Here is a 12,500-nt window from a genome sequence, read left to right on the forward strand (position 1 = left end):
GCCCGGGAGGGGGTGGGCGGTTCGCCGGGGAGGCGGATCGCCCTCAGCTCGGGCCCCGGGTCAGCGGACCCAGTCGACGCCGGTGGCGGTGAAGCCGGAGCGGCAGCGCCCAGACGCTCGGTCTTACGGCGCACGCCGCGCCCGTGCGGGCAGTCGCGCCGCGTTTCTGCGGTTTCACCGCATCAGCGGCAGCTTGCCCACGATCTTGTCGACGCGGTTGCGGGGCCCGACGATGCTGACGGCGTAGTACTCCACGTCCTCGGCGGCGGTCTCTTTCACGGTGTCGAGATATTCGGCGTAGACGCGCGTGTGCTGGGCGGCGGCCGGCATGTCGGCGACGAAGCAGTTGCCGGCGGAGGCGGCCTTGGCGCGGATCGCGCGCAACGTGGCGGCGTCGGCGGTCAGGATGGAGCACCCCGCCCAGGGCAGGCCCGGGTGGGCGTGACCGTCCGCGTCGATCGCGTCGTCGCCGAAGATGCCGGTCACCGCATCCGAGGTCGCGGCCGCCACACAGACGGCCGCGTTGACGGCGCGGCCGGCGGGCAGGTCGTCGTTGATCACGACCACCCACTTGAGGCGTGCCGCTCGGGTCGGGGCGGTGGGGTCGATCTCCTCGGGCGCGAAACCGACGCCTCCCGGGATGGTGCTCGGGTCGGACATCCTGACTTCCTCTACTCATCCATACGGAACTAGTTCGATAGGCTAGGCGTTCATTCACCAGATGAACAAGCAATCCGTATTTAATTCGGATGGAGTGAGGTCGAAGCGGGTATGGACGAACTTGATACGGCGATCCTGGCGGAACTGCAGTCAGATGCACGGAAGACCAACCGCGACGTCGCCGAGGCGGTCGGCGTCTCCCCGACCACCGCGCTCGACCGCACCCGCGCCCTGCGCCGGCGGGGCGTCATCCGCGGGGCGATCCTCGACGTCGACCTGCCCTCCATCGGCCGCCCCGTCCAGGCCCTCATCGCCATCCGCGTACGCCCCCCGTCGCGGCGCAACATCGAGGGCTTTCGCAACTGGGTCAGCGCCCTGCCGGACACGCTCGGCGTCTATGTGACCACCGGGACCGAGGATTTCATCGTGCACGTCGCGGTGCCCGACAACGCCAGCCTGTACGCGTTCGTCATCGACAAGCTCACCGAGCGCCCCGAGGTCGCCGACGTCCGCACCTCGATCGTCTACGAGCACCTCCGCAACGACCGCATCGCCCCTGTCCTGCCGTGAACCGGCGAGCTTGCTGCCCTCCGGTGACGTGCCCGTTCATGTCGCGGAAGGGCGCGCGGTTCTGACGAGCGATGGTTCGGGCACCTTCGTCACCGACGACGAGAGCATGTCGGCGTTCATCCCCGCCGGGATCCCATGGACCGACCCCAGTGGCGGTTCTCACATGGGCGGCCGCCCGGACTGCCTCCCGGACGGGCAGAATGAGGGTGCGACCCAGGCCCGGGTGAAGGCCGGATACGGGCAGCTGGAGATGCCCGATGGCGACGGCCACACGTGCGTCGCCTGGATCGGATGCCTGTAGGCCACGCCACATGAATTGGGGCTATGGGATACAGCATTCTGTATGTACGATCGCAGCGAAGTGGAGGGGAGTACTCCTTCGCGGCCGCGTCGTCATCACGGACCCGCCTCGGGGCCCGGCGCGGTCGGTCCGCGACGGCGCGGGCGGAGAAGACCTCCGACAGACGTGTCAACGCCTAAGTCGGAGGAGCACTTATGCCCCCACCCATGTCCGTGCCCGCGTGGCTCTGGGCCGCCACCATCGCCGCCCTGCTCGGGCTCATCCTCGTTGACCTCGTCATCGTCAACAGGAAACCCCACAAGGTCACGATCGCCGAGTCCGCGCGGTGGATCTCCTTCTACATCGGCTGTGCCATCGCGTTCGGCGCCGGCGTGTGGGTCTTCGGCGGTGACGACCAAGCGGCCGCGTACTTCACCGGCTACATCACCGAGTACTCGCTGAGCGTCGACAACCTGTTCATCTTCATGCTGATCATGGCGAACTTCGCCGTGCCCGTGATCCACCAGCACCGCGTGCTGCTCATCGGCATCCTGATGGCGCTGGTCATGCGCGGGATCTTCATCGGCGTGGGCGCACAGGCCGTACAGCGCTTCAGCTGGGTCTTCTGGCTCTTCGGCGGCATCCTCATCTACACCGCGTGGAAGCTGGCGTTCAACAACAAGGACGACGACGAGTACGACCCCAACGGCGGCGTCGTACGGCTGGTGCGCAAGCTGTTCCCGGTCACCGACGAGTACCACGGCTCCAAGCTGACCATCAAACGGGACGGCCGCCGCTGGCTGACCCCGATGTTCATCGTCATGATCGCCATCGGCGGCGCGGACCTGGTCTTCGCGGTCGACTCGATCCCCGCCATCTTCGGCATCACCCAGGACGCGTACCTGGTCTTCGCGGCCAACGCGTTCGCGCTGATGGGGCTGAGACAGCTGTACTTCCTGCTCGGCGGACTGGTGGAGAAACTCGTCTACCTGTCCTACGGTCTGGCGGTCATCCTCGGCTTCATCGGCGTGAAACTCGTGCTGCACGCCCTGCACGAGAACGAGCTGCCGTTCATCAACGGCGGCGAGCACGTCACCTGGGTCCCTGAGATCAACAACTGGGTCTCGCTGGGCGTCATCGTCACCGTGCTGGCCGTCACGACGGTGCTCAGCGTGCTCAAGTCCAAGCGCGACGCCCGCCGGAGCCCCGCGCCGCCCGTCTCGGAACCCGAGCCCGCCGAGTAGCAGCAGCAAGGCTCGCCGCCGTGGCCCGCGCCCGGCGGCGAGCTCCTGCCATGCGCCTTCGCGCAGGACGCGTCGCGGGTCAGGATTCTTACATGAACGCGAATCCCGGGCGTCCGCGTCTGTTACGTGCTACGACATGCCCGCATGGTGCGGGAACGTGATCGAAGCCCTCCGCCGGAAGCTGCGGCTGCCCGTGACGATCGACAGACCCGTGGTGCGTGGCGCCGCCCTGGTCCCGGTCGAACAGGCGCGTGAGCGCGTGTTCTTCGGTGATCTGTGACGCCGGGCCTGCGGCAGGCTCAGAGGCCGGCCGTGGCGGAGCCTGCGGGGTTCACCTCAGTTCGGTGTCCAGCAGGCCCATCATGAGGTAGTCGTAGCGCTTGCCCGCTCTGCGGAACGCCTCCCGCCGCCGGCCTTCCTCGACGAAACCCACCTTCTTGTAGGCCTGCACGGCCCCGGTGTTCTCCGCGACGACCCACAACATCACCCGGTGCAGGCCCATCTCCTCGAACGCGTACCGGCAGATCACCCGGACGGCGTCGCTTCCGTGGCCGCCGTTCCAATGGTCGCGTTCGCCGATGGCGACGCTCTGCAGCGTGGCTTCGCCGTGCACGAAGTCGGTGTCGCCGAGGGCGACGTATCCGATCAGCTTCCGGCTGTCGAGCGTCTCGATGCCGAGCAGCATCTGTTCGAACGTGTTGCGCGGCCTGTTCTGCCCTTTCTCGATGTTCTGAGCAAGCGAGATGGGCGGATCGCCGCCCATCCACCGGCCCACCTCCGGGTCGTGGTACCAGCGCCACATCGCCTCGCTGTCGGCCGGCTCAAGGGCTCGCAGTCGAACACGTTCTCCGGTCAGCATGGGAACCTCCTCATCGTCGGACGCCCAAGCCTGCCAAGGCCCCCGTGGCGCCATCACCTCCGGGTGGTGAGGCGTTGCAGGGAGTCGGTGAGGAGGGCGCGGAACGTCTCGTTCTCGCGAAGGTCGGGGGTGAAGATCTCGTCGATGGACAACAGGCGGTTCACGGTCGCCGCGGCCGAAGAGGGTCCGTTGCCGCGCAGGCGGTCGGCGAGGGGGTCGTCGAGGTCGGGGGCCGTGGTGACGTGGCGCATCCAGCCGGCCACCGCCAGCGCGATCCAGCGGGGCTCGTGCCCGGCGGCCAGCCGGTCGCGGGCCGGGTCGAGCAGGCGTTGCGGCAGTTTCTGCGAGCCGTCCACCGCGATCTGCGCGACGCGGTGCCGCAGGCCGGGGTTGGCGAACCTGGCCAGCAACGACTCCTTGTATCCCGCCAGGTCGAACCCGTCGAGCCCGCCCAGGGTGGGGGAGAGGTCCTCGTCCATCAGCCGGCGGAGGAACCCGGCGAACGCCGGATCGCGGACGGCCTCCGACACGTACGTCGCGCCCGACAGGTAGGCGATGGCGGAGTGGCTGCCGTTGAGCAGGCGGAGCTTCATGCGTTCGTACGGCCGGACGTCGGCCACCAGGAGCGCGCCCGCCTTGTCCCACGCCGGTCGGTCACCGGCGAAGGAGTCCTCGATCACCCACTGCGTGAACGGCTCGGTGACCACCGCGCCGAGGTCGGTCACGCCGAGCCTGGCGGCCATGTCGTCCAGGTCGGCCTGCGTGGTCGCGGGCACGATCCGGTCCACCATGGACGCGGGGAACGTGACGTTCCGCTCGACCCAGTCCAGCAGCGGCGGCTCGCACAGGTCCGCCACCAGCCCCGCCAGCGTCGCTCCGTTCCCGGGGAGGTTGTCGCAGGAGATGACGGTGAGCGGGCCCGCGTCCGCGGCGGCGCGGGCGCGCAGCCCGCTGACGAGCCTCCCGATCGCGCCGGGGCGCGATGTGCGGCGGTACGCCCGCTCCGTGATGGTCAGCGTGACGACCGCCGTCTCCGGCGCGGCCAGCCGTACGGCGAGGTCGTCATCGGGGGCGAGCACCTCGCGCACCGACCCGACGACGCGGGTCTCCTCGCCGGCGCGCACGCCGTACAGGCAGTCCTGGGGGCGCAGCCGGTCGGCCACGTCGGTGCTGCGCTGGCTGGCCCCGCAGATGCCCCAGCGGTCGTCACCGGTCGCGGCCATGGCGCGCTCGGTGTAGACGGCCTGGTGGGCCCGGTGGAAGGCGCCGATGCCGAGGTGCACGACGCCGGTGACGCGCGGCTCCGCCAGCGGGCGCGCCTCGGGCGCGACCCTGGCCAGGGTCGCGCGGCTGAGTCTCACCAATGGTGCATGCTCCCGTCCATCAGGCGGTTGACCGGCAGGTAGGCCGGCTCGTACGGGTAGCGGGCGGCGAGCTTCTCGTCGATGTCGACGCCGAGGCCCGGCTCCTCGCTCGGGTGGAGGTAGCCGTCGGCGTAGTGGTAGCCGTGCGGGAAGACCTCGTCGGTGGCCTCGGTGTGCCGCATGTACTCCTGGATGCCGAAGTTGGGGACGGCGATGTCCAGGTGGAGCGCGGCCGACATGCACACGGGGGACAGGTCGGTGGCGCCGTGGGAGCCGGTGCGCACGTGGTGGAGCGCGGCCAGGTCGAAGATCCGCCGCAGGTGGGTGATCCCGCCCGCGTGGACGACCGTGGCCCGGATGTAGTCGATGAGCTGCTCGCGGATCAGCTGCTCGCAGTCCCAGATCGAGTTGAACACCTCGCCGACCGCGATCGGCGCCTTGGTGTGCTGCCTGATGAGCCGGAACCCCTCCTGCAGCTCGGCCGGCACCGGGTCCTCCAGCCAGAACGGCGCGTACTCCTCCAGCGTCGAGCCGAGCCGACCGGCCTCGATCGGGGTGAGGCGGTGGTGGATGTCGTGCAGGACGTGCAGGTCGTAGCCGAACCGGTCGCGTACGGCGGCGAACAGCTCGGGCACGACGCGCAGGTAGCGTTCGGTGGACCAGGTGGCCTCGCTCGGCCGGCTCGTCTCGGCGGGCTCGTAGAACATCTTGTCCTTGCCGACGCCGTAGGTCGCGTCGAGACCAGGGACGCCGCACTGAACGCGGACGGCGCGGTAGCCGAGATCGACGTAGCGCGCCACCTCGTCGAGCACCTCGGGGATCGTCTCGCCGTTGGCGTGGCCGTACACCGTGACGCCCTCGCGGGAGCGCCCGCCGAGCAGCTGGTAGACCGGCAGGCCGGCGACCTTGCCCTTGATGTCCCACAGGGCGGTGTCGACGGCCGCGATCGCGGTCATCGTGACGGGGCCGCGCCGCCAGTACGCGCCGCGGTAGAGGTACTGCCAGGTGTCCTCGATGCGCGCCGGGTCGCGGCCGATGAGCAGCGGGCAGACGTGGTCGCGCAGGTAGGACGCGACCGCGAGCTCCCTGCCGTTGAGCGTGGCGTCGCCGATGCCGGTGACGCCGTCCGAGGTGGTGATCTTCAGGGTGACGAAGTTCCTGCCCGGGCTGGTGACGATGACCTTGGCGTCGGTGATCTTCACTGGTAGGCCTCCAGGTCGGCGAAGAGGGTGCAGTCCGGGTGGGTGCGCAGGACCGAGGCGGGGCAGCTCTCGGCGATCGGCCCGTCGAGCGCGGCGGCGAGCGCGGCCTTCTTGTTCGGGCCGGGCACGGTGGCGACGAGCGTGCGCCCGGCCATCAGGGTGGGCACGGTCAGCGTGACCGCCCGCTCGGGCACGTTCGCGAGCGTGGCGAAGCACCCGTCGCTGACCTGCTGCCGCCGGCAGGCGTCGTCCAATTCCACGACCTTGACCGCGAGGGGGTCGGCGAAGTCGGCCACCGGCGGATCGTTGAACGCCAGGTGGCCGTTGTCGCCGATGCCCAGGCAGACCAGGTCGATCGGCCCGCGGCCGAGCAGCTCGGCGTAACGCGCGCTCTCCGCCTCCGGGTCGTCGCCCGGGTCGATCACGTGGACGGCGCCGGGGCGCACCGCGTCCCACAGCTCGTCGTGCAGGAAGCGGCCGAACCGCTGGGGCGCGTCCGCGGGCAGGCCGATGTACTCGTCCATGTGGAACGCGACGATTCTGGACCAGTCGACGCCCTCGGCCGCGCGCAGCCCGGCCAGCATCTCCCGCTGGGAGGGCGCGGCAGCGAAGACCACTCTGGCCTCGCCGCGGGCGGCGAGCGCCGCGCGCAACGCGGCGGCCGCGGCCCGCGCCGCGGCGGCGCCTGACGCCGCCCTGTCGGTATGGATCCGGACGTCGAGGCGTCCGGCGACCCGGGTGATCACAGGGCCGGTGTTCATCGGTGGTCTCCGAGCGCGACGATCTGCATGAGGTTCCTGGAGATGTGGTACGGGTCCTTCACCGGCAGGGCGACCACCTCGTCCAGCGGGGCCCCGGTCCGGTCCCTGATCTGGATCCACTCCTCGCCGTCCGCCCCGCCGGGGAACGTCCGCAGCGTGTACGCCCAGATCCGGTCGAACCAGCCGGCCGCCTCCGCGTCGCCGTAGCGCACGGCGGCCAGCCGGGTGGCGTAGGCGGCCTCCGAGTGCACCCACCACAGCTTGGTCGACCAGGTCCGCCTGACCAGGTCCTCGTACGGCCCGCCGTACGGCCGGCCGGACACGCCGGTGTAGCGGAACAGCCCGCCGTGCTCGTCGTCCCACCCGGCCGCGCACAGGGCGGACACCCCGGCGACCAGGTCAGCGTGGTCGCCGGTCTCGCCGAGCAGGTCGCCCGCCTCCAGCGCCATCCAGGTCCCCTCCAGCGCGTGGCCGGGGGTGCGGTGGCGGGCCAGGATCGTGTCACGCATGCTGGGATCGGCGACGAACGTCTCGGTGAACAGGCCGCCGTCCTCCCGGTGCGCGAGCATGGCCGCGCGGGCGGCGCGCAGCTCGTCCAGGGAGGGCTTCCGCCCGGACACCGCCTGGTGCGCGCGTACCTGGTCGAGCCGGGCGTTGAGCACGATCATGCGGGCGCCGAACCCCGAGCAGCCGGCCGGCAGCGGGTACGGCGGGGTCGGGGGATCGCCCGCCGCCACGTCGTCCGCGATCCGCTGGACGATCAGGTCGATCGTGGCCAGGTGGTCGGGCGCGCCGGTGTGCACGGTCAGCTCGGCCAGCCCCATGGCCACGAAGGCGTCGGCGAAGACGCTGCGCTCCCCGGCCAGCGGCTCGCCCTTCTCGTCCAGGACGTACGCGCACCGGCCGTCAGGCCCGACGGCATGCTCCAGCAGGAAGGACGCGCCGCGTTCCGCGTGCCGGACGAGCGCGGCCGGGTCCAGCGCGAGCAGGCCGCGCTCGGCGAGGCGGGCGGCGCGGGCGAGCAGCCAGACGAACCGGCCCTGCGACCAGGTGAACTTGTCCGTCGACAGCCGCCGCCGGCCGCGGTTGTCGAAGCAGGTGAAGAACCCGCCGTGCTCGGTGTCGATCCCGTTCTCGAGCCAGAAGGGGAGGATGACGTCTTCCAGTTGCCTGCGGGCGATCTGCTCGGGCTGCTCGGGACCCATGCCGTCCTTCCGTCGGGGAATGAAAGCGATTGCATGGATTCTGGCTTCGCTAGAGTGCTGGGGTCAAGCCGGGAGAGCACAATGCCGAGGAGCGCGGTGTGAGCAAGCCGACGATCTACTCCATCGCCCAGCGGTGCGGCGTCTCCGCGGCGACCGTCTCGCGTGCCTTCAACCGCCCCGAGCTGGTGAGCGAGCCGGTCAGGAAGCAGATCATGGCCGCCGCCCGGGAGCTCGGCTACCAGCCCAGCTCGGCCGCGCGCGGCCTCGTCACGGGCCGGGCCGAGACGATCGGGCTGATCGTCTCCGACATCACCAACCCGTTCTTCCCGCTGCTCGTCCGGGCGGTGCAGCGCACGGCCGAGCGCATGGGGAGCGCGCTCATGCTGGTCGACGCCGAGGAGAGCGCGGCGGCGGAGGTGGCCCACGTCGCCCGGCTGCGCAGCAGGGTGGACGGCGTGATCGTGGCCTCGCCGCGCTCGTCGTCGGCCGCCCTGCGCGAGGCCGCGAGGGGCCTGCCGTGCGTGCTGCTCAACCGCCCGCTGCGCGACCTGTCCTCGGTGATCTGCGACAACACCAGCGCGCTGTTCGACGCGGGCGAGCACCTCTACAAGCACGGTCACCGCTCCTTCGCGCTGCTGGCCGGGCCGAGCGCGTCGTGGGCCGCGGCCCGGCGCTCGCAGGCGATCCGCAGGTGGGCGCGGGGCCGCGGGGTCGAGCTCACCGAGCTCGGGCCGTTCCGGGCGACGTTCAAGGGCGGCAGGCAGGCCGGCGCCGCGCTGCTCGAGACCGCCGCCACCGGCGCCTTCGCCTTCGACGACCTCACCGCGTGCGGGGTGCTCGCCGAGCTGGCCGGTCGTGGCGTCGCCGTGCCGGGGGAGCGCAGCGTCGTCGGCTGCGACGACGTGCTGCTCGCGAAGACCGTGACGCCGAGCCTGACCACGGTGACGGCGCCGATGGACGACCTCGGCGAGACCGCGGTGCAGGTGCTGACCAGGCAGATCGAGGCGCCGGGCGGCGCGCCGGAGCACGTCAGGTTGCCCGGCGTCTTCGTCGCGCGCGACTCCACCGGGCCGCGGTCCGGCTCTTGACCGATATGCGGCCATGGTCTTGAATGCCTGCAATCGCTTTCATCGGTCACGAGGAGCCTGCAGGTGCAGAACGGACCGCACACGTCCCTCATGCGGACGTACGCCGAGCAGGTCGTGAGCCTGATCGGCCGGATCGAAACCGAGGAGGCCGACGCCGTCGGGGCGGCGGCCACGCTCATCGCCGACCACATCGCCCGGCACGGGACCGACCGGCTGATCTACGTCTACGGCCCCGGCGGGCACTCGAACCTCGCCGCGCAGGAGGTGTTCTTCCGCGCCGGCGGCCTGGTCAACGTCAGCGCGATCCTCGACGAGGGCACGCTGCTGTCCGGCGGCGCGCTGCGTTCGATGGCCATCGAACGCACCCCCGGCTACGGCCGCGTCGTCATCGAGGACAACCGGCTCGGCGACGGCGACCTGCTCATCCTGGTCAACGCCTACGGCATCAACGCCGCGCTCATCGACGCCGCGCTGACCGCCCGCGAACGCGGCGTCACCGTGATCGGCGTCTCCTCCAGGGAACACGCCGACCGGACGGCGCCCGGCCACCCGGCCCGACACCCCACCAAGCTGAACCTGCACGACCTCGTCGACCTGCACATCGACACGAAGGTGCCGATCGGCGACGCCGTGATCGAGATCGAGGGCGTTCCCGAGCGGGTCGGCGCGATCTCGACGTTCGCCAACGCGTACACGCTCAACTGCGTGATGGCCGCGGCGATCGCCGAGCTGGCGGCGCGCGGCACGGTCCCCGAGATCTGGCGCAGCGGGAACGCGCCGGGCGGCGACGAGCGCAACGGGCTGTTCCTCGACCGTTTCCGCGGGCGGGTCCGATGGTTGTGAACGGGCTGCTCGCCGGGGCCGCGGCCGCCGACATCACGCCGCCGGTCGGCGGCTCCCTCGCCGGTTACGCCGCCCGCACCTCCGCCTCCACCGCGGTGCACGACCCGCTGCGGGCCACCGCCGTGGCGGTCTCCGACGGCACGGCCACGTCCGTCGTGATCTGCGCCGACCTCATCGCGCTCGACCCGGACACCACCCGGCGGATCGCCCGCGACCTGCGCGAACGCACCGGCATCCCGGAGGAGGCGGTGGCGGTGGCGGTCACCCACACGCACGCCGGGCCCGCGGTGACCGGGGGCGGCATCGGCGGCGTCGCCGACCCCCGCTACGTCGAGGACGCCTGCTCCCGCCTCGCCGGCGCCGGCGAGGCGGCGATCGCCGCGCTGGCCCCCGCCGTGCTGCGCCGCGGCTGCGGCACCCTCCACGGCGTCGCCCACAACCGGCGCGGCGGGACCCTCACCGATCCCGCGGTCCCCGTCATCCGGCTGGAACGCCCGGACGGCGAGCCGATCGCCACCGTGTTCTCGCACGCCTGCCACCCGGTGACGCTCGGCCCCGACAACCTGCGGATCACCGCCGACTGGCCCGGCTACGCGCGGCGGCACCTGGAGTCGAGGATCGGCGGCGTGGCCCTGTTCCTGCAGGGCTGCTGCGGCCAGCTCAACACCGGCCACACCGCGCTCGACAGCCTGCGTGGCGCCGAGCCGCGGCCGGGCAGGACGTTCGAGGCCGCGCGGCGCTTCGGGACCCTGGTGGGCGAGACCGCGCTCGCCACCGCCACGGAACCGGCCGCGGGCCCGGTGTCGGTGGCCGCCACCCGCGTCGAGCTGCCGCTCGGCGACCCGCTCACGCCCGCCGAGCTGCGCGCGCTCGCCGGCGAACCCGACGGGTTGTGGACGCAGTGGGCGCTCGCGCAGCTGGCCGACCCAGGCCCGGCGGCGGTCGAGGTGCAGGTCGCCGTGCACCGGTGGGGCGGCGTGCCGCTCGTCTTCCTGCCCTGCGAGCCGTTCGTCGAGTTCGCCGTGGAGCTGCGGGCCGCGCTCGGCGATCCCGCGCTGCTCGTGGCCGGATACACCGGCGGGGTGCCCGGCTACCTGCCCTACCCGGAGACGCACTACGCCGACGGCGGGTACGAGATCTGCGAGGCCCATCGTGCCTACGGGCTGCGGGCCGCGTTCACGCCCGACGCCGGCCGGCTGGTGATGGCCGCCGCCCGGGCGCTCGCGGGGGAGGCGGGATGACGATCGAGGGCAGGCTCGCGGACGGACGTCCCGTACGCGTCGAGCTGGACGGCCCGCGGATCGCCGCGGTCACCGAGGTCCGTGACGCACCCGACGCGCTCGTCCTCCCCGGCCTGGTGGACCTCCAGGTCAACGGGTACGGCGGGCGCGACTTCAACGCCGACGACCTCTCGACCGGCGACGTGGCCGAGCTCGTACGGGAGCTGTGGAAGCGCGGCACCACGACGTTGTGCCCCACGATCATCACGGCGCCCGAGGACAAGATCGTGCGGAACCTGCGCGTGATCGCGGCGGCGCGGGAAGCCGATCCGCTGGTCCGGCACGCCATCCCCGGCGTGCACGTGGAGGGACCCTACCTGGCGGCCGACGACGGGCCGCGGGGCGCGCACGACGCCGAGCACCTGCGCGATCCCGACGTCGCCGAGTTCGGGCGCTGGCAGGAGGCGAGCGGTGGCCTGGTGAAGATCGTCACCCTGGCCCCCGAACGGGCCGGCGCCGCCGGCTACATCGCCGAGCTCTCCCGGCACGGCGTCGTCGCGGCCATCGGGCACACCGCCGCCTCGCCCGCCGACATCGAGGCGGCCGTACGGGCGGGCGCGCGGCTCTCCACCCACCTGGGCAACGGCGCGCACGCGGTGATCCGCAGGCATCCCAACTACATCTGGACGCAGCTCGCCGAGGACCGGCTCGCCGCGACGTTCATCGCGGACGGGCACCACCTGCCCGCCGACACGTTCACCGTGATGCTCCGCGCCAAGGGGGCCGGGCGCGCGCTGCTGGTCAGCGACTCCGTGGCGCTGGCCGGGTGCGCGCCGGGCGACTACACGACGCCGGTCGGCGGGCGGATCACGGTGCGCGAGGACGGCCGGGTGACGCTGCCCGGCGGTGAGCTGCTCGCCGGGTCGGGCAGCTCGCTGATCGAGTGCCTGGCCTGGGCGGTCACGCGCACCGAGGTCGGGCTCGGCACGGCGGTGGGCCTGGCCGCCGCGAACCCGGCGCGGCTGCTCGGGATCGATCGCGGCCGCATCGCGCCCGGCGCGCCCGGCGACCTGATCGTCACCACTCCCGGCCTGTCGCTCCTGCGCACCTTCGTGAACGGCACCCCCGTCCACACCACCTGACCGCACCGCTCCCGACCCTGAACCTCCTCGTCCCGTACCGGCAGCCCTCCGACCCCCCGACC

The 12,500-nt window shown here is 72.0% G+C and carries 14 protein-coding genes; 8 read left to right on the plus strand and 6 right to left on the minus strand.

Annotation, left to right across the window (positions count from 1 at the left end; all coding sequences use genetic code 11):
- Positions 1-174 precede the first annotated feature (174 nt).
- Complete coding sequence (locus tag E1286_RS41720) at positions 175-660, minus strand: DUF2000 domain-containing protein (RefSeq protein ID WP_187368300.1); 486 nt, start codon at positions 658-660, stop codon at positions 175-177.
- A gap of 111 nt (positions 661-771) precedes the next feature.
- Here E1286_RS41720 and E1286_RS41725 point away from each other — a divergent pair, with 111 nt between their 5' ends.
- From E1286_RS41725 to E1286_RS51570, 4 genes are all read left to right on the plus strand, one after another.
- Positions 772-1,230 carry an Lrp/AsnC family transcriptional regulator gene (locus E1286_RS41725; RefSeq protein WP_132622021.1) on the plus strand — a complete coding sequence of 153 codons (459 nt, stop codon included), beginning with the start codon at positions 772-774 and terminating at the stop codon, positions 1,228-1,230.
- 10 nt (positions 1,231-1,240) lie between these two features.
- Positions 1,241-1,531, plus strand: coding sequence for a hypothetical protein (locus E1286_RS41730; protein WP_132622023.1), 291 nt, complete (start codon positions 1,241-1,243; stop codon positions 1,529-1,531).
- A 206-nt stretch (positions 1,532-1,737) separates the two neighbouring features.
- Entirely contained in the window at positions 1,738-2,754 is a 1,017-nt protein-coding gene (locus tag E1286_RS41735; protein WP_132622025.1) for a TerC family protein, read from the plus strand.
- 157 nt (positions 2,755-2,911) lie between these two features.
- Positions 2,912-3,034 (plus strand): hypothetical protein, encoded by a 123-nt coding sequence (locus tag E1286_RS51570; RefSeq protein ID WP_281282848.1) that lies wholly within the window; start codon positions 2,912-2,914, stop codon positions 3,032-3,034.
- Positions 3,035-3,085: 51 nt separating this feature from the next.
- Here E1286_RS51570 and E1286_RS41740 read toward each other — a convergent pair whose 3' ends face one another.
- From E1286_RS41740 to E1286_RS41760, 5 genes are read right to left on the minus strand one after another with little or no spacing between them, the layout of a single operon-like run.
- On the minus strand, positions 3,086-3,613 hold the full coding sequence (locus E1286_RS41740) for a GNAT family N-acetyltransferase (protein WP_132622027.1): 528 nt from the start codon (positions 3,611-3,613) through the stop codon (positions 3,086-3,088).
- A 53-nt stretch (positions 3,614-3,666) separates the two neighbouring features.
- Complete coding sequence (locus E1286_RS41745) at positions 3,667-4,974, minus strand: mannitol dehydrogenase family protein (protein ID WP_223190879.1); 1,308 nt, start codon at positions 4,972-4,974, stop codon at positions 3,667-3,669.
- Positions 4,971-6,179, minus strand: a complete 1,209-nt coding sequence (gene manD, locus E1286_RS41750) for a D-mannonate dehydratase ManD (RefSeq protein WP_132622031.1) — start codon at positions 6,177-6,179, stop codon at positions 4,971-4,973. Before manD ends, E1286_RS41745 begins: the two co-directional genes overlap by 4 nt.
- The gene (locus E1286_RS41755) at positions 6,176-6,940 is read right to left on the minus strand and encodes a 6-phosphogluconolactonase (protein WP_132622033.1); all 765 of its coding nucleotides are present in this window, start codon (positions 6,938-6,940) and stop codon (positions 6,176-6,178) included. Before E1286_RS41755 ends, manD begins: the two co-directional genes overlap by 4 nt.
- The gene (locus E1286_RS41760; RefSeq protein ID WP_132622035.1) at positions 6,937-8,145 is read right to left on the minus strand and encodes an AGE family epimerase/isomerase; all 1,209 of its coding nucleotides are present in this window, start codon (positions 8,143-8,145) and stop codon (positions 6,937-6,939) included. Before E1286_RS41760 ends, E1286_RS41755 begins: the two co-directional genes overlap by 4 nt.
- Before the next feature lie 98 nt (positions 8,146-8,243).
- Here E1286_RS41760 and E1286_RS41765 point away from each other — a divergent pair, with 98 nt between their 5' ends.
- The 4 genes from E1286_RS41765 to E1286_RS41780 all read left to right on the plus strand — a co-directional run bounded on the left by E1286_RS41765 (position 8,244) and on the right by E1286_RS41780 (position 12,438).
- Entirely contained in the window at positions 8,244-9,233 is a 990-nt protein-coding gene (locus E1286_RS41765) for a LacI family DNA-binding transcriptional regulator (protein WP_132622037.1), read from the plus strand.
- Positions 9,234-9,296: 63 nt separating this feature from the next.
- On the plus strand, positions 9,297-10,076 hold the full coding sequence (locus E1286_RS41770; RefSeq protein WP_223190880.1) for a sugar isomerase domain-containing protein: 780 nt from the start codon (positions 9,297-9,299) through the stop codon (positions 10,074-10,076).
- A complete protein-coding gene (locus E1286_RS41775; RefSeq protein ID WP_132622039.1) occupies positions 10,067-11,317 on the plus strand; it encodes a neutral/alkaline non-lysosomal ceramidase N-terminal domain-containing protein in 1,251 nt (416 codons plus the stop codon). Before E1286_RS41770 ends, E1286_RS41775 begins: the two co-directional genes overlap by 10 nt.
- Entirely contained in the window at positions 11,314-12,438 is a 1,125-nt protein-coding gene (locus tag E1286_RS41780; protein ID WP_132622041.1) for an N-acetylglucosamine-6-phosphate deacetylase, read from the plus strand. The genes E1286_RS41775 and E1286_RS41780 overlap by 4 nt, the downstream gene beginning before the upstream one ends.
- Positions 12,439-12,500 lie beyond the last annotated feature (62 nt).

Origin of the sequence: Nonomuraea terrae, from assembly GCF_004348995.1 — a bacterium.
In the GTDB taxonomy this organism is placed as follows: Bacteria; Actinomycetota; Actinomycetes; order Streptosporangiales; family Streptosporangiaceae; genus Nonomuraea; species Nonomuraea terrae.

Bases quoted from the DNA above. Each gene is read 5' to 3' on its own strand.
- E1286_RS41720 (WP_187368300.1), bottom strand. From the start codon at position 660: ATGTCCGACCCGAGCACCATCCCGGGAGGCGTCGGTTTCGCGCCCGAG.
- E1286_RS41725 (WP_132622021.1), top strand. From the start codon at position 772: ATGGACGAACTTGATACGGCGATCCTGGCGGAACTGCAGTCAGATGCA.
- E1286_RS41735 (WP_132622025.1), top strand. From the start codon at position 1,738: ATGTCCGTGCCCGCGTGGCTCTGGGCCGCCACCATCGCCGCCCTGCTC.
- E1286_RS41740 (WP_132622027.1), bottom strand. From the start codon at position 3,613: ATGCTGACCGGAGAACGTGTTCGACTGCGAGCCCTTGAGCCGGCCGAC.
- E1286_RS41755 (WP_132622033.1), bottom strand. From the start codon at position 6,940: ATGAACACCGGCCCTGTGATCACCCGGGTCGCCGGACGCCTCGACGTC.
- E1286_RS41760 (WP_132622035.1), bottom strand. From the start codon at position 8,145: ATGGGTCCCGAGCAGCCCGAGCAGATCGCCCGCAGGCAACTGGAAGAC.
- E1286_RS41775 (WP_132622039.1), top strand. From the start codon at position 10,067: ATGGTTGTGAACGGGCTGCTCGCCGGGGCCGCGGCCGCCGACATCACG.
- E1286_RS41780 (WP_132622041.1), top strand. From the start codon at position 11,314: ATGACGATCGAGGGCAGGCTCGCGGACGGACGTCCCGTACGCGTCGAG.